Raw genomic sequence first — 18,624 nt, 5'->3', positions numbered from 1 at the left:
GCGAATGGCGAATGGCGAATAGGGTATCGGGCAAGGCCCGCGGCTCATAACGTAACTATTCGCTATTCGCTATTCGCTACTCCCTATTCGCTACTCGCTACTCGCCATTCACCAATTGCAGGTACACCCCATGGCTAACGTGACGCTCCGCGACGTCCGCAAGACCTATCCGAGTGGTTTCGAGGCGATCAAGGGCATCGGCCTCGAAGTCGGCGACGGCCAGTTCTGCGTGCTGGTCGGTCCCTCCGGCTGCGGCAAGTCCACCCTGCTGCGAATGGTCGCAGGCCTCGAGACCATCACCGGCGGCCAGATCGACATCGGCGGCCGCATCGTCAATCAGGTCGAACCGGCCGAGCGCGACATCGCCATGGTGTTCCAGAATTACGCGCTGTATCCGCATATGAGCGTCTATAACAACATGGCCTATGGCCTGCGCAACCGCGGCATGCGCGAGCCCGAGATCGACAGCCGGGTGCAGGAGGCCGCGCGCATTCTCGAGCTCGGCGCGATGCTCGATCGCAAGCCGGGGCAGCTGTCAGGCGGCCAGCGCCAGCGCGTCGCGATGGGCCGCGCCATCGTGCGGCAGCCGAAAGTATTCTTGTTCGACGAACCCTTGTCGAACCTCGACGCCAAGCTGAGAATCGCGATGCGCGTCGAAATCCGCAAACTGCAGCGCCGGCTCAACACCACCTCGATCTACGTGACCCACGACCAGCTGGAAGCGATGACGCTCGCCGACATTCTGGTGGTCATGAATGGCGGCCAGGTCGAGCAGATCGGCAACCCGCTCGAAATTTATCAGAAGCCCGCCACCAGCTTCGTCGCGTCCTTTATCGGCGCGCCGCCGATGAACCTTTGGCCGCTGCGCGCGGGCGACATCAGATCCCAGATCGAAGGCATTGGCGGCATGGCGCGCGAAGCCGGCCTTCTGGGCGTCCGTCCCGAGGATTTTGAGATCTCGAGCGATGTCATCACCGGCGGCATCGCACTCGAGCTCGCCGTCGAGGCGATCGAACGGGTCGGGGCCGAGACCTTCATCTACGGCGCCCGAAGGGACGGCGCGCAAGGTGTTGCCGCCAATCTCGGGGAACTATCGCCCGGCGACGTGATCGTGCGAATACAAGGCGCGATCGCGCCGGCCATCGGTGCGCGCATCCGGGCCGTTGCCCCGCGTGAAAAACTGCATCTGTTCAGCGCCGACGGCCGCCAGCGGATCGAGTTTTGAGACCTCAAACCGGGTCATGCCGCCGGGCCGCGCCAACAGGGCCGCGCTGCGCGCGGCGCCGCCGGAGGGAACCTCAGATGTGCACTTGCACTTCGGGGAATCCGAAGATTCCGGGCTCAACTCACGCAGCCGGTCATCGGGCCGGCCAAAAGCCGGCCCGGGCCCGTTGGTTGGCGCCCCGGAGTGACTTTGAGGTAGTCTAGCACCAGTTCCCGACGGTTCTTGAACGCTCTTCAACGCGATCCCATATGCACATTGACCGGAGGGCAGACCGCCGGCCGGTCAACTGGGGGTGCCGCAAGGGCCCTGAAATGTCAAAGTCGCTTCGAGAGGACTTTGTGTAATATGTCTCGTGTTCCTTCGTTATCCAGTCCTTTTCTGCTGGGATTCGACGAAATCGAGCGTGTGCTCGATCGGGTCGTGAAGGGTGCCGACGGTTATCCTCCCTACAATATCGAGAGGTGCGACCGCAGCAACGGCCAACCCGAACGGTTACGGATCACGCTGGCGGTGGCGGGCTTTACCCGCGACCAACTCGATGTAACCATTGAGGAAAGCCAGCTTGTCATCCGCGGTCGCCAGCAGGACGACAAGGCCCGGCAATACATCCATCGCGGCATCGCCGCGCGCCACTTCCAGCGCACCTTCGTGCTGGCGGAGGGGATGCAGGTGTTGGGCGCGGATCTGAAGAACGGGCTGTTGTCGATCGACCTCACCCGGCCCGAGCCGGAGAAGATCGTTAAGACAATTGCTATCAATGAGCATGAATAATGGAACGAGTAGCGGACTCGACCGCTTTAGTCTGACATAGGAGTCGAGACCATGACTGAAGTTAATGTTTCGTTTGCACCTGCTATCGTCTCACTGGAGGCGCTGGCGACCCTGGGCGAGGGCCATATCGCCTATGTGAAGCAGATCCGCTCTGAAGACGTTCCGGGGTTGTTTCCCCAGGCGCCGAAGATCGCGCCGGGACTAAAGCTGTTCGCGCTGCACGCCGCCGACGGCACCCCGATCATGCTGACCGACAGCCGCGAAGCCGCGATAGCGAATGCCTGGAGCAACGAACTGCAGGCGGTCAGCGTGCACTGACACCGCCGCGATCCCTGAACCGGCCGCTGGCTGCGGTCGGTCAGCCATCCGGAATTTTTTGACGCGCAGGCGTCTGTTTTCGGCTAGGCCGAACATCGGGAGCCGCTCGCCTGATAGCAGGCGGCGTTTCGCTCCGAAATATGCCGGCGTGGTTGCTCTGATCGCGAACGGGCCCCACTTTTCCGAGGCAGCGAGTCGTATTATGCTGGGTTAGCCCAACAGGCAGAGCACGCGAGCCTGGGGCATCTGCGCCGCCTGCGTTTAGCACTATTCCAGAGACTTCCCGAGTGCGAGCAGCGCTTCCTTGAGCGGCGGCAGATCGTCCTTCACCGCCTTCCAAATGATCGCGGCGTCAATGCGCTGGTAGTCATGCCGCAAAATGTTACCGATGCCGGCAATATCCTTCCAGCGCACGTCCTTAAAGGAGATCCTGCGGCCATCTAGAAGACCCGCGTCGCCTCGGCCTCGACCTGTTTGCGTATCAGTGGATGGAGCCCTTTGCGGGTGGTTATATCGACAGCCACACCGAGGCTCTCCTCTAGCAACCGTTTGGCTGCGACCAAGTCCAGGGCGTTGAATCGCCCGCGCGGGTCATAATCGATAAAGAGATCAAGGTCGCTTTTGGCGTTGGCCTCGTTGCGAGCCGTTGAGCCGAAAAGATAAAGCGACGTCGCGCCCAGCGCCTTGATGGCGCCAGCCTCGCCGCGCAGCTTCCTGAGTGCTTCAGCCCGTGTCATCGGATCAATTTAGCACAAGTCGGGAAAATGCGGCAAAACCAGTGACGAGCGGGATCCGCCCTACGCCGCGGTCGCCGGCGGCAGCGCCAGCACTGAATAGATTGCCGGGGCGTCGCGCGAGGCGCGCAGCTTTTTGGCGACGTCCTGATCCCGCAGCAGGCGCGCGATCCGCGCCAGCGCCTTCAGGTGATCGGCACCGGCGCCCTCCGGAGCCAACAGCAGGAACACCAGGTCGACCGGCTGGCCGTCCATCGCCTCGAAATCGATCGGACGCTCGAGACGGGCAAACAGGCCGAACAGCTTTTCCAGCTTGGGAAGCTTGCCGTGCGGGATGGCGACGCCATAGCCGACCGCCGTGGTGCCGAGCTTCTCTCGCTGCAGCAGAACCTCGAACACCGCGCGCTCGTTCTGCCCGGTCAGCTGAGCGGCCCGTGCCGCCAGCTCCTGCAGCGCCTGTTTCTTGTTGTTGACCTTCAACGCCGGGAGGATCGCCTCGGGTGCGACCAGATCGGTAATCGTCATGGAGCGTTCCGAGGTGAATTAGCCGTCAGGTTGCGAAATAAGCTTTAGCGGAGCGGTGTCAAGAATGTGGCGGGGAGGCGGGCTTGCGCCCGGGTCCCGACTTCCGGGCTTCTACTCCAACGCAAGAGCGGTGCCAACATCCAGCGAAGCGGTTCCCACCGTTACCCTTAAGCGGAGGCGGACCTTAGGGAGGGTATCGGGGTCCGTCAACACGCTGGAATCACCCACCCGACTTGACCACCGGAGGATCGATCCAGCCGACATTGCCGTCCGGCCGCCGGTAGATGATGTTGACCCGGCCGCTGGAGCCGTGCTGGAACACCAGGCAGGCGGCGCCGGTCAGGTCCAGTTCCATCACGGCTTCGCTGACCGAAAGCCGCTTCAGCGACGTGGTCGCTTCGGCAATGATGACCGGACTGTAGGCAGTGACCTCGTCGTCGCCCTCCGCCGGAGCCTCGATGATGTAACTCGGCGCGTCCAATGTCGGGGCGTCGATCTCCGCAAGCGCCGCGGAGGCCGCATAGGCCTTGCGGGCCGAGCGATCCTTGAGCCGGCTCTTGTAACGGCGCAGACGCTTTTCGATCATCAAAAGCGCCTGGTCGGCGCTGGCATAGGCGTCGGCGGCATTGGAATCGGCCTCGAGCGTAATGCCGGAATCCAGGTGCAGCGCGCAATCGGTGCGGAAGCCGAAGCCATCCTTGCTCAGCGTGATATGCCCGGAATAGTTGCCGTCGAAATACTTGCGCAGGACTTCGTCGGTGCGTTCGCTGACGCGGCCGCGCAGCGCGTCGCCGACGCTGATGCTTTTTCCCGAAATCCGGAGAGTCATGGGATGCCTCGATTGGATGAGTGGGATACCAAGCGGAACCGACACTATCCCGATTTGGCCGCCGTGCAATCAAGCCAGCGCGGTGTCCCGAGACCGGTCGGAGCTTGCGGCGGGCGCCGAGAGCGCAGCGCCGAGCATGCTTTGCTTGTCGCGGCGGCGCTGTACCGAGGAGGGGATTCGCATGGCTTCGCGGTATTTCGCGACCGTGCGGCGAGCGATGTCAATGCCCGATGCGCGCAATCGTTCCACGATGGTGTCGTCGGAAAGGATCGCCGCGGGGTTTTCCGCATCGATCAGCTGCTTGATGTGGTGACGGACCGCCTCCGCCGAATGGGCTTCGCCGCCGTCGGCCGACGCGATCGAGGCGGTGAAGAAATACTTCAGTTCGAAACTGCCGCGATTGGTCGCCATGTATTTGTTGGCCGTCACCCGCGACACCGTCGATTCGTGCATCTGGATCGCATCCGCCACCGCCTTGAGGTTGAGCGGCCGCAGATGCGCCACGCCGTGGGTGAAGAAGCCGTCCTGCTGACGCACGATCTCGGTGGCGACCTTGAGGATGGTGCGGGCGCGCTGATCGAGCGCGCGCACCAGCCAGGTCGCGTTTTGCAGGCAATCGGTGAAATAGGACTTGTCGCCGTCCTTGCGGATCGTCTTCGACAGCTCGGTATAATAAACTTGATTGACCAGCACGCGCGGCAGGGTGTCGCTGTTGAGTTCGACGTGCCAGCCGCCGTCGGGCCCAGGCCGCACATAGACGTCGGGCACCATGGTCTGGGTCCGGGCCGAACCGAATTTCAAACCCGGCTTCGGATCGAGACGGCGGATTTCGCCGATCATGTCGGTAATGTCCTCGTCATCGACCCCGCAGAATTTTCGTAAACCGGCGATGTCGCGCTTGGCCAGGAGATCGAGATGCTCCACCAGCGCCTGCATCGCAGGATCGTAACGATTGAATTCGCGCAGCTGGATCGCAAGGCACTCGCATAAAGATCTGGCGCAGACACCGGGCGGATCGAACTTCTGCAGTACCGCGAGAACGGCTTCGACCTCGGCTTGCGAGGTTCCGAGCCGGTCGGCGGCCTGTCCCAGATCCGGCGGCAGGTAACCGGCGTCGTCGACGAGGTCGATGAGGTACTGGCCGATCAGGCGCTGCGCCGGCGCGGTGAAGGCCACCGCCAGCTGTTCGGCAAGATGACTTCCGAGCGTGACCTCGGCGGCGACGAAAGCCTCGAGGTTGTAGCTCTCATCGTTGGAAGCGCCACCACCCCATTCGGTGTAGGCGGTCGGCGCCGCATCCTGGGCGGTGCGCGCGGCGGCCTCGGCGGGCTCCTCGGAAAACACGTTGTCCAGACCCGTGTCGAGGGTCTGCTCGATCTCGGCGCGGCTGCCGAGATCGCTGTTCATCCATTCTTCCTGGGCCGGCTCAAAGCTTTCGCCGGCGGAACCGCTGGGCATGTCGCCGCCAACAGCATCGTCGCCAAAGGCGGCCTCAGATGCCTCGGAATCGGAAAATTCTGCGCGCTCGGAGACTGGTTCGCCCGCCACCGTGGGTTCGGCGCCGTCGCTGGCGCGTTCCAACAGCGGATTGCGTTCCAGCTCCTCCTCGACAAAGGCGGAAAGATCCAGGTTGGACAATTGCAGCAGCTTGATCGCCTGCATCAGCTGCGGCGTCATCACCAGCGACTGGGATTGGCGGAACTCTAGTCTCTGCGTCAAAGCCATGGAGGCAAGAACCGATCCTGTAAAGTTGGTCCGATTCTTGCTTATACTACTCCAAAGCCGATGTACACGGCTTGACGAATTGTAAAAATGGGTTAAAGGCGAAATTCCTCGCCGAGGTAAAGCCGGCGTACATCCGGGTTGTTGACGATCTCATCCGGACTTCCTTCCGTCAAGATCTCGCCGGCGTAAACGATATAGGCGCGGTCGGTCAGGCCGAGCGTTTCGCGCACATTGTGGTCGGTGATCAAGACGCCGATGCCGCGATTGGTGAGATGGCGGACCAGATCCTGAATGTCGCCTACCGCGATCGGATCGATGCCGGCGAACGGCTCGTCGAGCAGCATGTAATTGGGGCGGGTGGCCAGCGCCCGCGCGATCTCGACGCGGCGCCGCTCGCCGCCCGACAACGCAATCGACGGTGTCCTGCGCAGTCGGGTGATGTTGAATTCGTCGAGCAGGGAATTGAGCTCGGCCTCGCGCTTTTTCCTCGAGGGTTCGACGACCTCCAATACCGCGCGAATGTTCTGCTCGACCGTGAGGCCGCGAAAGATCGAGGCCTCCTGCGGCAGATAGCCGATCCCGAGCCGGGCACGCTGATACATCGGCAGCTTGGTGACGTCATGGCCGTCGAGCTCGATGGTGCCGCGATCCGCCTTGATCAGCCCGGTAATCATGTAGAATACCGTGGTCTTGCCGGCACCGTTCGGACCGAGCAGGCCTACGGCCTCGCCGCGGCGGACATAGATGCTGACGCCGCGGACCACCTGGCGGCTGCCGAAGCTTTTTTCCACGCTGTGCACAGCCAGATAGCCCGTCTGCGGCGCCGCTGAGCCGTTGGTCTTGCCGCGGGGGCGCGGTCTTGCCGCGGCCGCGTTCGGCTTCAATAGCGGCGCCTCGCGGGCCACCGCAGGCAGCTCGCGAGCGATCGGGGGCGCGTCACGCAGCGGGCTTTTCAGAATCTCGCCGAGGGCGTCCTCAAGCGTGGTGATATCGGGGCGCGAACGCGCAAACCCTGGCGGGCCGCGTTTGGACGGCCGTCGACGGAACATGCCGAGTATATCCACCATCCCCGCCCAGCTCAGCCTCTCACGGTGATCCCGCGACCCGCCGCGGCGATTTCTACTCGTCGCATAACATGAAGGAATGGATGGAGCCTGCGCAGCGAAATACCCTCAATTTGAAGTGCAGACCGTGCCGCCGGGCCATTCTTGTAGGGTAAATACAGCCTGGCGTCGCGGGCGGCAACCTCACCGCCCCTCAAGAGCGCTCAACTAATTGATCCTATTTCGGTTTATTTGGGGCGCCCGGGCGGCAAGGTCGATCCCGGACCTTGCCGCTGTCATGGTGGTGTCGCCTTGCACGACCCTCACATGGCCGGAAAAGGTCGCCAGCTTTTGCTTGTCGCGGATCTCGAGAGTTTCGGCTTCGATCCGGACCGGCTGGTCGCGATTCTGGGAAAAACCCTGCATTGCATTGGGCACGCCCGTGATTGCCGTTTGTGCGTCGGCGCCGCCGGGTGAGACCATTCCGAGCGCGAGAGCCATCGCGCAGGAGCGGTAGGCGATTCCGAGGATCGTGGTGCAGCGCAAGACGGCGGATCCTATTTCGGTTTTGCCGGGCTGTTGGTTCCCGATGGCGGGGCTGGAGGCGCCGCGCCGGGCAGCATCGGTCCGCCGCCCTGGCCGGACGATTGGAACAGGCCCTGGACCTTGCCGCTGTCGGATTCCACCCGCGAAACCCCCGTCGTCATGTCCACCAACAGGCGGTCGCCGCGCAGCACGTTCTTGCCCTGGGTCAGCACGATCCCCCCGAGCATGGTGATCAAGTTGGTCTTGGTATCGAACACGGCGGTATCCCCGGTCACCACCTGATCCTTCTGGGTCACGATCACGTCGCCTTTGGCTTCCAGCCGGCGGATCGACGAACTGCCGCCCGGGCCGGGGGTCGCGGACGGCATCGGCGCCGATTTTGCCGCGGCCTTGGTGTTGGACGAAACCGTGGGAGCAGCAGGGGCCCCGGAAGCCGCGGGGGCCGGGGTCGAATCGTAGAACACCACGAGTATCTTCGAGGTCATGGTGGTATCGCCCTGCACCACCTTCACATTGCCGGAAAAGGTCGCTTCCTTTTTCTTGTCGCGCATCTCGAGCGTGGCGGCTTCGATCTGGATCGGCTGGTCGCGATTCTGCGAGAAACCCTGCATCGCGTTGGGCACGCCGGTGACCGCGCTTTGCGCGGCAGCGTCGGCGGCGTTGAGCATGGCGAGCGCAACAGCCGCCGCGCAGAAGCCTGCTGCGACCGGCCTGAACAGGTTGCTGCGTGGAAAAGGCATCATCTTCGGTTTCACTTCGAGTTCGCGGACTTGGTCGACGGAGCGCGCGTCTTGACCGGATGAGCCGCGGCTTCGGGGGCCGCCTCGGTGCTGGCAGGCTGGCCGGACATGTTCAGATTATCCAAATTCATCACCACGTGGCCCTCGAACCGCACCACCTCGCCGCCCCCGGTAATCCGGAGTTTGTCGGCGGTCAGGGTTCCGTTCGGCAATTTGACATCGACATGTTCCTCCGACGTCACCGTATTCTTGCCCATATCAACGAACGCCTGGCTCAGGCGCGCTTCATAGCCGGTGGAAGTCTGCAAAAAGATATTCTTGTGCAGGTCGAGCTGCTGCTCCTTGGTATCGTACAAGCCGGTGAGGGCGTCGAGCGTCACCGTCGACTGATCTTCCATCAACACCTTGGCGCGCAGGGTCTTGAGATCGAGGTGATCGGGGTCGGTCAGGTCCTGGGTCGCGGTTTTTGCCCAGACCTCGTAAGGACGTTGATCGGGCGTGTAGCCGGACATATGCGGCGTTTCCATCGTGATCTTGGTGCCGGAGACGACCATGTTTCCGGCGTCGAGCGGCAGCTTCGGCATCAGCATCCGGAACGGATTGAAGACCGACACCGCTACGATGGCCGCCAGTGCCAGGATGACGGCCGCCGGGACCGCGATCCGCAGGATGCGCACGATTCGGCTGTGGCGCGCAGCGATGGCAAAGCGCACTTCCATGCCGGCTTGGTAGGCTGGGTTCTGAACCGTATTCACCGCTGCTCCAAAGGCGCCGGGGTCGTCAGCGCATGATCCGCCCGGACAGGCTTTCGGGCCTGATCGGAAAGTTCAAACGCGCCCCTCAATGGCTCAGAACGCGACAGAACACGGAACCGGCTTTCGCGCCTGCGCGTCCCGCTATTCTACCCCACCTTGCCGCGTTACGCAGCCCGGACCTCGCGTCAAGAGTGTGACCGAAACGGGGCGGCCTGCGTTTCCTCTCCCCTTTTTCGCATGGGGAGCAATGCCCGCCCGCACTCACGAATGGGCGAAAATGTCCTCGGTGTCCCAACCCTGCAGGTCCAGTTTGACCCGGGTCGGCAGGAATTCGAAACAGGCTTGCGCGAGTTCAGTGCGGCCCTCGCGGGCCAGCATCGCATCGAGACGCTCGCGCAAGGCGTGGAGGTGCAGCACGTCGGAAGCCGCGTAAGCCAGTTGCGCCTCGCTCAGGCTCTGCGAACCCCAATCGCTCGATTGCTGCTGTTTCAACAGATCGATGTTGAGCACCTCACGCACCAGGTCTTTCAGGCCATGGCGATCGGTATAGGTGCGGGTAAGCCGCGAGGCGATCTTGGTGCAATAGACCGGCTGCGGCATTACGCCTAAGGCGTTGTAGAGCGCGGCCAGATCAAACCGCGCGAAGTGAAAGATTTTTGTCAGCGTCGGATTGGCCAGCAGCGCCTTCAGGTTGGGTGCGTCGGTGTGCCCCTTGGGGATCTGCACCACGTCGGCGCTGCCGTCGCCAGCCGACAGCTGCACCACGCAGAGCCGGTCGCGATGCGGGTGCAGCCCCATGGTCTCGGTATCGATCGCAACCGACGAGGTGTAGCGGGTGAGATCGGGCAGATCGCCGCGATGCAGGCGTACGGTCATGGCGCGTTTGGAACCTCATCGATTCGGTCCCGTCCAGACTAACGTTGAAATCACCAACAAACGAGGGGCGTGCCGCCGTACCGGCCGGTCGCCGGCCGTCGCCGGCAATCTGTCCTATAACCTCCTGAAAGATCATAGCTTTTGCCAGCGCTGCGGGCGGCGGACATTTTCCTGCGATGGCTTTTCCACCGCGTCTTTTCCGGAATCAGAGGAATTGCGCCAGTATTCATCGACCCCCACCACGTCCAAGGATGCCCTGATGAAAGCCGAACAACAGCGACTGCCCCGTTTTGCCGTGCTCATCGACGCCGACAACACCTCGCCGCAAATCGCCGGCGGGCTGTTCGAGGAGGTGGCGAAGTTCGGCGAGGCCAGCGTGCGCCGCATTTACGGGGATTTTTCCGGCCCGCATCTCAAATCATGGGCCGACATTCTGCAAAAGCACGCCATCGATCCCTATCAGCAGTTCGCCTACACCAAGGGCAAGAATGCCTCCGACATTGCGCTGGTCATCGATGCGATGGATCTGTTGCACAGCGGACGGTTCGAGGGATTTTGCCTGGTGTCGTCCGACAGCGATTTTACCCGGCTGGCGTCGCGCTTGCGCGAACAGGGCGCCGACGTCTACGGCTTCGGCAAACAGGAAACCCCGGAAAGCTTCCGGCAGGCGTGCCGTCGTTTTATCTACACCGAGAATCTGGTGCCCGAGGCGCCTGCGTCCAACTCCGGGGCGGCGCCGAAGTCCCGCTCGCTGCAGCCGCCGAGCGCCGCCATCCCGATCCTGGAAAAGGCCATTGCCCAGATCGAAAGCGAGGATGGGTGGGTCAGGCTCGATTCCGTCGGATCGCAGCTGTCGAATCTGGTGTCGGATTTCGACGTCCGCACCTTCGGCTTCAGGAAACTGAGCGACCTCGTGCGCAGCGGCGGCGGGTTCGACTTCGAGAAAATCGACGGTGGGCACTTGCGAATCCGCGCCAAGCCCGCCAGCGGCAAAGCGAAGACCAATGCGAAGTAATACCGCGTTCGTTGGCAATGACCCATCCACGTCTAAACGTCCCCGCCGGCAGATTATCTTTCCAGAAAGATGGATAATCCTTGACTACCTTTCTGGCAAGATATCTGATCTGACATGACCGTGAGGACCGATCCCGATGCCAGCCGATTCGCGCCAGTCCGCTGACGAACTTCTAAAGGCCCGTGCCGAGAATTGGCCGGAAGCCGTGACCCCGATTTCGCAATTGATGGTGCTGGTCTATCGCCTGGCCAGCCTCGTGCGCGACAATGCGACCGGGCAGGTCGATAGATACGGGCTGACGTTGTTCGACTTCGAGGTGCTGGTCACCTTGCGCGGCGCGGCGCCGCCCTATGAGCTGGTGCCGACCGATCTCTACAAGGCCGTGCCGATCTCCTCTGGCGGCCTCACCAAGCTCCTTCATGCGCTGCAGCGACGCGGCCTGATCAGCCGCGGGCAGAATAAGCTCGATCGCCGCAGCAAACCGATCCGCCTCACCGCAAAGGGCCGCGACACCGTCGAATGGGCCATGGAGGACGTGCTTAAATCCGATGCCGGGCTCATTTCGAAGGGGCTGTCGGAGCGCGACCTCGCGCATGTTACCCGCCTGCTCCGCAAGCTTCTTGGGACCATCGAACCCCGCGGGGACAAGGCCACGACGAAGGCGTGGACGCCGACCTGATACGCACACTGGTTCATGCAACTCCTCGGGGGCCTCGCGCCGTGAGGCGCAAACGCATGTCTGAAAGGTTGCGAGGCGCGAAATGACGGCGCCATCCGGGCTTCCCTGTTCTTCGCGACGCCAAAGCTTGGTCTTCGCGGACCCAGTCATCGGGCGCGCGTTCTTTGCATGTCTCGGTGGCTCGTGATGACGAGTCCCGAGAATTCTTGGCTTGGCTGTTTGACAATTGAATCGGAAATCCATGCGGCGGGCCGAAGCCCGCCGCATCCTCCGGGGCCGGCTGGGAACGCCGTTGTCGCAGCACGCGCCATCACCGCTGCCCCGGAAACTAGCCTGTAGTATCGGGCGCAGACCTGTCCCAAGCTTTTTGCATCGCTAATTATAACGGCGAAGGCGTAAGGCAAATGGTGCCCAGGAAAGGACTCGAACCTTCACGGCCGTTAAGCCACTGGCACCTGAAGCCAGCGCGTCTACCAATTCCGCCACCTGGGCCCGGGGCCGGTTAGTACGGATCGGTCGCGCGCTTGTCAAATTGGCAATCGGCAGATCTTCAGGACAGGCCCTTGCTGCTGGTCCGGCCGCAAAGGCGGGGCCGAGCCCTCCGCGGATCTGCTCAAATGCCCTGTACAGAGGCTGAAGCTTGGCGTATCGGCAAACTGTCGAAAACTACCCCTATCGATCGAATTTTCCCGTCAGGAAATGGACGCCATGGCATCGCATCAGGACACCCTCGTCACGGTCTTCGGCGGCTCGGGTTTTCTCGGCCGCTATGTGGTCCGCGCGCTGTGCAGGCGCGATTACCGCATCCGGGTCGCGGTGCGGCGGCCGGAACTGGCGGGGCACCTGCAACCCCTGGGCAAGGTCGGCCAGATCCATGCCGTGCAGGCCAATCTGCGCTACCCGGCCTCGGTCGAGGCCGCCATGCGCGACTCCCATGTCGCCATCAATCTGGTCGGCGTTCTGACCGAGGGCGGCGCCCAGAGCTTCGACGCCGTGCAGGCGGCTGGCGCCGCCGCGGTGGCCAAGGCGGCGGCCGCCGTCGGCGCGGCGATGGTCCATGTTTCCGCCATCGGGGCCGACGCGGGATCGCCGTCGCGCTACGGAAGGTCGAAGGCCGCCGGCGAAAAGGCGGTACTGGCGGCGGTCCCGTCGGCCACCATCCTGCGGCCGTCGGTGGTGTTCGGGCCCGAGGACCAGTTCACCAATCGCTTCGCGACGCTGGCGCGGATTTCCCCGATGCTGCCCTTGATCGGCGGCGGTTTGACGAAACTGCAGCCGGTCTATGTCGGCGACGTCGCCAGCGCGGTCGCCGACGCCGTCGACGGCAAGACCAGGCGAGGTGCGACCTACGAGGTCGGCGGCCCGGAAGTGCTGACGATGCGCGAGATCATGGAGATCATCCTCGCCACCATCGAGCGCCGGCGCATGCTGGTTTCGCTGCCGTTCAAGCTGGCGGAATGGCAGGCGCTGGTGCTGCAGTTCGCGCCGGGGCCCCTGAAGCTGACGCCGGATCAGGTGGCGCTGCTGCGGTCGGACAATGTCGTATCGGAGGCGGCGAAATCCGCCGGCCTGACGCTCGAGGGGCTCGGCATATCGGCCGATTCGCTGGAAGCGATCGTCCCGCAATATCTCTGGCGCTTCCGCGCCGCCGGACAGTTTCAGAGGAAGAGCGCGTAGCGGCTGCGGATTTGTAGGGTGGCCAAAGGCGCATTTCGCGCCGTGCCCAACGTAACAAGGCGTGAAGCCTTCAAGATGGTGGGCTCGCCAGGGGTGGCGCTTTCGCGCGCCCCATGGCTTAAGCCCATCGCGGCGAAAGCGCCGCTACCGCCCCAGCGCCAGCGCGATCAGGCCGAGCGTGCCGACGATGATACGCCACCACGCGAACAGCATGAAGCCGTGGCGGGTCACGTAACTCAAAAACATCTTCACCACGATGATCGCGGTGATGAATGACACGACGAAGCCGATGGCGACGACGCCCAGGTGATCGGTCGTCATGTCGGCGCGATTTTTGTAGAATTCGTAGCCGAACGCGCCGACCATGGTCGGGATCGCCAGGAAGAACGAAAATTCGGCGGCTGCGTGCTTGTCGGCGCCGAACAGCATCGCGGCGACGATGCTGGCGCCGGACCGCGACACCCCGGGAATCATCGCCAGGCACTGCGCGAACCCGATCGAAAGATACATCGGCAATGGAAAGGTGGTGGCATCATGCTCGTGCGGTTTGAGATCGAGCCCATCGACCCACATCAGGATCGCGCCACCGGCGATCAGCGAAAAGCACACCACCCAGGGATTGAACAAATAAGCCTTGATGTAGCTGCCGGCGGCGGCGCCGATCACCGCTGCCGGCAGGAACGCCACCAAAAGTCCAATGACGAAGCGCCGGTCCGCAGCGTTGGAGAACATGCCGAGCGCGACCCGCCACAATTTGACGAAATAAATGGCTACAATCGCCAGTATCGCGCCGAGCTGTATCAGCACGGTGAAACTGTTCCAGAAACTGCCTTCGCCGAGATAGAAAAACCGTTCCGCCAGCAGCAAATGACCGGTCGAGGACACCGGAAGGAATTCCGTCACGCCTTCGATGATGCCGAGAATGACCGCCCGCAATGTATCAGATATCATGAGACCTGATCCGTTATGATCCATATCGACCGAAAGCCGCGCCCTTCTCGCTTATTCGCCCCGCTGCCGCAATCTCAAAAATCGTCAAAACTTGGGTTGCCTCGTTCGCGTGCTTAGGTAGTTTGGCCTGCCGATCCCGTTGCGCCGTCCCGGGCGGCGAGGATTTCTTCAAGGTTCGCAACAACCATCAAGGAATACATGCTCACGCTGTTTCATCATTCGTTCTGTCCGCATTCGCGCTTCGTCCGCCTGGCGCTGGGCGAATACGGTCTCGAGGTGAATCTGGTGGAAGAGCGGGTCTGGGAGCGGCGCGAGGCCTTTTTGGCGCTCAACCCCGCGGGCGCCACGCCGGTATTAATTGGGGAAGACCAACTCGCTGTTCCCGGCGCCGCCATCATCGCCGAATATCTTGACGAGACCTGCGGTGCCGGCCTCGGCGAGCGGCGGCTGCTGCCGGCAACGGTCCGCGAGCGCATCGAGGTGCGCCGGCTGATGGCGTGGTTCAACGAGAAGTTCTTCGAAGAGGCCTCCAATCCGCTGGTGACCGAGCGCATCTACAAGCGCTTCATCAATGAAGAAGACGGCGGCGGCGCGCCGGCGGCGGAGGTGATCCGCGCGGCCAAGGCCAATGTGCGCTATCATCTGGCCTATATCGGCTGGCTGGCTCAGCGGAGGAACTTCCTGGCCGGCGACCGGCTGAGCTATGCGGACCTCGCCGCCGCGGCGCATCTTTCGGCGATCGATTATCTGGGCGACGTGCCATGGATCGAGGACGACGCGGCAAAGGCGTGGTACGCGCGGGTGAAATCCCGCCCCTCGTTCCGGCCGCTGTTGAGCGAATGGCTGGCGGGTGTGCCGGCCTCGCCCACTTATATCGACCTCGATTTCTGAATCGGAGCTTTCGGTGAGCGCGCTGTCAAGGGCGCTGCTGGCGCAAAGAGCCTCCGCGCTGGGTTTCGATTGCGCCGGCGTCACCGATCCCGCAGCAATATTCGAGGCGGCGCGCCATTTCCGGGAATTTCTCGAGGCCGGCGCCCATGGCGAGATGGACTGGCTGGCGAGAAATCCAGAGCGCCGCGGTGACCCGCGCGTGCTGTGGCCAGACGTGCGTTCCATCATCATGCTCGGCGTCAATTACGGGCCCGATGAAAACCCGCTTGATATTCTGCAGCAGCGCACCCGCGGCGCGATCTCGGTCTATGCCCGCGGCGACGACTATCACGACCTGATCAAGAAGCGGTTGAAGGCGCTGGCGCGATGGCTGGTCGCAAGCGCGGGCGGCGAGGTCAAGGTATTCGTCGATACCGCCGCGGTGATGGAAAAACCCCTGGCGCTGGCGGCGGGCCTGGGCTGGCAGGGCAAGCACACCAACCTCGTGTCGCGCCAATTCGGCTCATGGCTGTTTCTGGGCGCGATCTTCACCACGCTCGATCTGCCGCGCGACATCTCCGAAAGCGACCATTGCGGTTCATGCCGGGCCTGCCTCGATGTCTGTCCGACCGCGGCATTTCCTGCGCCCTACCGGCTCGACGCCCGGCGCTGCATCTCCTATCTCACCATCGAATACAAGGGCCCGATCCCATCGGAGTTTCGCAAGGCGATCGGCAACCGCATCTATGGCTGCGACGATTGCCTCGCGGTATGCCCCTGGAACAAGTTCGCGCGAAAGGGGCGTGAGACGAAACTCGCCGCGCGGGATGAATTGCGCGCGCCGGCGTTGGCCGATCTGGCGCGGCTCGACGACGCGGCATTTCGCGCGCTGTTTGCAAAATCGCCGGTCAAGCGCATCGGCCGCGACCGCTTCATCCGCAATGTGCTGATCGCGATCGGCAACGCCGATGACCGCGATCTCGTGCGCGAAGCCGAACGTCTGCTCGATGACGCGAGCCCGCTGATCCGCGGCGCCGCCGTGTGGGCGCTGTCGCAGTGGCTGGCGCCAGAGGAGTTTGCGGCGCGGGCGACGAAAGCGGTGAATGCGGAAGCAGATGAGAGCGTGCGAACGGAATGGCGGCGCACCGCCGCTGGCACGGCCTCCTTATCCCAGGGATCGTCGAAGGCGTGAACCCACCCTTGATTTCACGCCGCAAATTCCATCATGGTCCGGCGCCATGACCAATCAACCGTTCTTTACCCGCGACCGCGACACCTTCCTTCCGACCGGCGCCGCGTGCGGACCTTGGGATCCCAACTCGCTGCACGGCCGCGTCATCATCGGGCTGTTGGCTTCCGTCATCGAGCAGCGCCACGGCGCTGACGGCCTGATGCCGGCGCGGCTGACCGTGGACATGTTCCGGCTGCCGAACCTGGCGCCGGTCGAGGTCACCACGCGGCTCGTCCGCGACGGCCTCCGCATCAAGGTCGTGGAAGCCGATTTTCTGAGCGGCGGCGTCCACATGGCGCGCGCCTCCTGCCAGCTGCTGCGCAAGACCCAAAAGCCGCCAGGCCAGGTCTGGTCGCCGCCGAACTGGGAGGTGCCGCAGCCTTCGGATCTCGCCGTGCCAACCGACCCGCGGCTCGGCCTGAAAGGCATGTGGACCGTGCGCCCGATCGTTGGCGCGATGGGCACGGTGGGGCCGCGGCGGCTGTGGATGAGCGAAGTGCGCGACCTCATCGAGGGCGCGGCGCTGACGCCGTTCGTCCGGGTCGCACTGGCGGCGGATTTCGCCAGCCCCTTCGCCAATGCCGGCGACCAGGGCCTGAGCTACATCAACAGCGACGTCACGCTGTATCTGCACCGTCTTCCGGTGCAGGAATGGATCGGCTTCGATGTCGTCAACCATCAGGCCACCGACGGCATCGCGATCGCAGAGTGTTGCCTGTACGATCGGGAGGGCCCGATCGGGACCTCAAGCGCGGTGGCCCTGGCGCAGCGCAAGCCGATGGCGCCGCCGCGCCCGCCACCGCAATGAAAAACTCATGCCGTCCGGACGCGCCGATGGGCGCGCCTGAGGCGCGAGTGAGGAACTCTGCCGAATGGTCCTATTGAAGTTATCGTGAAAAAGACCTTATCCGATCTCCGCCACCGCCGCGATCATCCGCGCGATATCCTGCGGCCGCGACAGGCGGTGATCGCCGTCCTGGATCACGGTCAGCACCACATCGTCAACAGGCAGCCGATCCGCCAGCGCGAAGGCATGTCGCCACGGCACGTCCGGATCCTGCGCACCCTGCAGGATCCGGATCGGGCATCCGACCTCGATGGCACTGCCGAGCAGCAGATGGTTGCGACCCTCCGCGATCAATGCGCGGGTAATCGGATAGGGCTCGCCATATTGCGACGGCTGCAGCCACACGCCCTTGGTCTCGATCTCCTGGCGGATCTCCGCCGAGAAGCGCTGCCACATCAGCACTTCTGTAAAATCCGGCGCCGGCGCGACCAGCACCAGCCCCGCCAGCGTGGCGTGGGCACCCCTGCGCCGCATCATTTCGCGCGCCAGCAACAGCGCCATCCAGCCGCCCATCGAAGAGCCGACCACAATCTGCGGGCCGGCGCAGAACTGCTCGAACACCGCGACGCTCTCTTCCAGCCAACGGCCGATGGTGCCTTCGACGAACGCGCCGCCCGACTCGCCATGGCCGGAATAATCGAACCTGACGCAGGCGCGTCCCTGTCCGGCGGCCCATGCGTCCAATGCCAGCGCCTTGATGCCCTGCATGTCGGAGTTGAATCCGCCGAGCCAGATCAGGCCGGGCGCGCCGCCGCTACGGGCGCGCACGGCGATGCGGCGCGCAGCGCTATCCTTGCCGACCTCGATGAAGGCCGGCGGCTGCCCGGATGCGGCTGAATGGGCCATGGATACACTCTCCCTTGTTGCGGTTGTTTGAGCGGGGATAACCACCCGTCAACGGACGTCATTACCTCTGATGTCAGAGTGCCCGGGTCCGCCGTGCCCGACCAACCCCGTCGAACCAGCGAGGAACTGGAAAGGACACCCGAAACCCATGACTTCAGTGCGGTTATGGACCAAAGGCCGCTGCACGGGACCGGCCAGCGAGAATGAGCAAGAATTATGCAGCATCGCATAGGACGCCGCGGCGCTTGCGGAGCGAACGTCCGCTCTCTATTGGCAACGGCGCAGCGCCGTTGCCATGAGTGGGCGGATCTGAACGATATTGTCATCCCCGCGTTAGCCAACGTGGCCAAAATGCCTCGCATTTGACGGTTTTCGCACGCAGGGGTGTGAGTTCGCTTGCGAGCTCGGCCTTAATCCTTCA

20 protein-coding genes, 1 tRNA gene and 1 pseudogene are annotated in these 18,624 nt (G+C 63.4%); 9 read left to right on the top strand and 13 right to left on the bottom strand.

The features are described 5' to 3' along the window. Nucleotides 1–130 precede the first annotated feature (130 nt). The 3 genes from ABSG20_RS01785 (at nucleotide 131) to ABSG20_RS01775 (ending at nucleotide 2,314) form a co-directional block, all read left to right on the top strand. The gene (locus ABSG20_RS01785) at nucleotides 131–1,225 is read left to right on the top strand and encodes a sn-glycerol-3-phosphate import ATP-binding protein UgpC (RefSeq protein ID WP_423862758.1); all 1,095 of its coding nucleotides are present in this window, start codon (nucleotides 131–133) and stop codon (nucleotides 1,223–1,225) included. A gap of 345 nt (nucleotides 1,226–1,570) precedes the next feature. Next, nucleotides 1,571–1,996: an Hsp20 family protein gene (locus ABSG20_RS01780; RefSeq protein ID WP_423862757.1), complete on the top strand. Its 426-nt coding sequence runs from the start codon at nucleotides 1,571–1,573 to the stop codon at nucleotides 1,994–1,996. A 51-nt stretch (nucleotides 1,997–2,047) separates the two neighbouring features. Beyond that, a complete protein-coding gene (locus ABSG20_RS01775) occupies nucleotides 2,048–2,314 on the top strand; it encodes a BQ00720 family protein (RefSeq protein WP_423862756.1) in 267 nt (88 codons plus the stop codon). A 267-nt stretch (nucleotides 2,315–2,581) separates the two neighbouring features. Here ABSG20_RS01775 and ABSG20_RS01770 read toward each other — a convergent pair whose 3' ends face one another. The 10 genes from ABSG20_RS01770 to ABSG20_RS01725 form a co-directional block, all read right to left on the bottom strand. Beyond that, a complete protein-coding gene (locus ABSG20_RS01770) occupies nucleotides 2,582–2,728 on the bottom strand; it encodes a HepT-like ribonuclease domain-containing protein (protein ID WP_423862755.1) in 147 nt (48 codons plus the stop codon). A gap of 26 nt (nucleotides 2,729–2,754) precedes the next feature. Beyond that, on the bottom strand, nucleotides 2,755–3,051 hold the full coding sequence (locus ABSG20_RS01765) for a nucleotidyltransferase family protein (RefSeq protein ID WP_423862754.1): 297 nt from the start codon (nucleotides 3,049–3,051) through the stop codon (nucleotides 2,755–2,757). Nucleotides 3,052–3,111: 60 nt separating this feature from the next. Then, nucleotides 3,112–3,573 carry a PTS IIA-like nitrogen regulatory protein PtsN gene (gene ptsN / locus ABSG20_RS01760; RefSeq protein ID WP_423862753.1) on the bottom strand — a complete coding sequence of 154 codons (462 nt, stop codon included), beginning with the start codon at nucleotides 3,571–3,573 and terminating at the stop codon, nucleotides 3,112–3,114. Between the two features lie 220 nt (nucleotides 3,574–3,793). Further along, entirely contained in the window at nucleotides 3,794–4,402 is a 609-nt protein-coding gene (gene hpf / locus ABSG20_RS01755) for a ribosome hibernation-promoting factor, HPF/YfiA family (RefSeq protein ID WP_423862752.1), read from the bottom strand. Nucleotides 4,403–4,471: 69 nt separating this feature from the next. Next, the gene (gene rpoN / locus ABSG20_RS01750) at nucleotides 4,472–6,127 is read right to left on the bottom strand and encodes an RNA polymerase factor sigma-54 (protein ID WP_423862751.1); all 1,656 of its coding nucleotides are present in this window, start codon (nucleotides 6,125–6,127) and stop codon (nucleotides 4,472–4,474) included. Nucleotides 6,128–6,219: 92 nt separating this feature from the next. Then, nucleotides 6,220–7,194: an LPS export ABC transporter ATP-binding protein gene (lptB, locus tag ABSG20_RS01745; RefSeq protein ID WP_423862750.1), complete on the bottom strand. Its 975-nt coding sequence runs from the start codon at nucleotides 7,192–7,194 to the stop codon at nucleotides 6,220–6,222. Nucleotides 7,195–7,398: 204 nt separating this feature from the next. Further along, entirely contained in the window at nucleotides 7,399–7,671 is a 273-nt protein-coding gene (locus ABSG20_RS01740) for an LptA/OstA family protein (protein WP_423862760.1), read from the bottom strand. Nucleotides 7,672–7,727: 56 nt separating this feature from the next. After that, nucleotides 7,728–8,459, bottom strand: a complete 732-nt coding sequence (locus ABSG20_RS01735) for an LptA/OstA family protein (protein WP_423862749.1) — start codon at nucleotides 8,457–8,459, stop codon at nucleotides 7,728–7,730. Nucleotides 8,460–8,467: 8 nt separating this feature from the next. Then, on the bottom strand, nucleotides 8,468–9,211 hold the full coding sequence (lptC, locus tag ABSG20_RS01730; RefSeq protein ID WP_423862748.1) for an LPS export ABC transporter periplasmic protein LptC: 744 nt from the start codon (nucleotides 9,209–9,211) through the stop codon (nucleotides 8,468–8,470). 261 nt (nucleotides 9,212–9,472) lie between these two features. Next, on the bottom strand, nucleotides 9,473–10,087 hold the full coding sequence (locus tag ABSG20_RS01725; RefSeq protein WP_423862747.1) for a ribonuclease D: 615 nt from the start codon (nucleotides 10,085–10,087) through the stop codon (nucleotides 9,473–9,475). Nucleotides 10,088–10,346: 259 nt separating this feature from the next. On the opposite strand from ABSG20_RS01725, the gene ABSG20_RS01720 reads away from it, so the two are divergent. After that, nucleotides 10,347–11,102 (top strand): NYN domain-containing protein, encoded by a 756-nt coding sequence (locus ABSG20_RS01720; RefSeq protein WP_423862746.1) that lies wholly within the window; start codon nucleotides 10,347–10,349, stop codon nucleotides 11,100–11,102. Nucleotides 11,103–11,238: 136 nt separating this feature from the next. Beyond that, nucleotides 11,239–11,781, top strand: coding sequence for a MarR family winged helix-turn-helix transcriptional regulator (locus ABSG20_RS01715; protein ID WP_423862745.1), 543 nt, complete (start codon nucleotides 11,239–11,241; stop codon nucleotides 11,779–11,781). Nucleotides 11,782–12,186: 405 nt separating this feature from the next. Here ABSG20_RS01715 and ABSG20_RS01710 read toward each other — a convergent pair. Next, a tRNA-Leu gene (locus ABSG20_RS01710) sits at nucleotides 12,187–12,273 on the bottom strand. A gap of 216 nt (nucleotides 12,274–12,489) precedes the next feature. On the opposite strand from ABSG20_RS01710, the gene ABSG20_RS01705 reads away from it, so the two are divergent. Continuing rightward, nucleotides 12,490–13,458, top strand: a complete 969-nt coding sequence (locus ABSG20_RS01705; protein WP_423862744.1) for a complex I NDUFA9 subunit family protein — start codon at nucleotides 12,490–12,492, stop codon at nucleotides 13,456–13,458. Nucleotides 13,459–13,602: 144 nt separating this feature from the next. On the opposite strand, the gene ABSG20_RS01700 is transcribed toward ABSG20_RS01705, so the two are convergent. Next, nucleotides 13,603–14,409 (bottom strand): undecaprenyl-diphosphate phosphatase, encoded by an 807-nt coding sequence (locus tag ABSG20_RS01700; RefSeq protein WP_423862743.1) that lies wholly within the window; start codon nucleotides 14,407–14,409, stop codon nucleotides 13,603–13,605. 198 nt (nucleotides 14,410–14,607) lie between these two features. Here ABSG20_RS01700 and ABSG20_RS01695 point away from each other — a divergent pair, with 198 nt between their 5' ends. From ABSG20_RS01695 to ABSG20_RS01685, 3 genes and pseudogenes are all read left to right on the top strand, one after another. Continuing rightward, nucleotides 14,608–15,300, top strand: coding sequence for a glutathione S-transferase family protein (locus ABSG20_RS01695; protein WP_423862742.1), 693 nt, complete (start codon nucleotides 14,608–14,610; stop codon nucleotides 15,298–15,300). After that, nucleotides 15,249–16,471: pseudogene (gene queG, locus ABSG20_RS01690) on the top strand (tRNA epoxyqueuosine(34) reductase QueG). Before ABSG20_RS01695 ends, queG begins: the two are co-directional and overlap by 52 nt. A 46-nt stretch (nucleotides 16,472–16,517) precedes the next feature. Beyond that, complete coding sequence (locus tag ABSG20_RS01685) at nucleotides 16,518–17,318, top strand: thioesterase family protein (RefSeq protein WP_423862741.1); 801 nt, start codon at nucleotides 16,518–16,520, stop codon at nucleotides 17,316–17,318. Between the two features lie 96 nt (nucleotides 17,319–17,414). Here the strand turns inward: ABSG20_RS01685 and ABSG20_RS01680 are convergent, their stop codons facing one another. Beyond that, the gene (locus tag ABSG20_RS01680; RefSeq protein ID WP_423862740.1) at nucleotides 17,415–18,203 is read right to left on the bottom strand and encodes an alpha/beta hydrolase; all 789 of its coding nucleotides are present in this window, start codon (nucleotides 18,201–18,203) and stop codon (nucleotides 17,415–17,417) included. Between the last annotated feature and the right edge of the window lie 421 nt (nucleotides 18,204–18,624).

This window comes from Bradyrhizobium sp., from assembly GCF_049512235.1.
In the GTDB taxonomy this organism is placed as follows: domain Bacteria; phylum Pseudomonadota; class Alphaproteobacteria; order Rhizobiales; family Xanthobacteraceae; genus Bradyrhizobium.
This window is presented reverse-complemented; position numbering and strand designations above follow the sequence as displayed.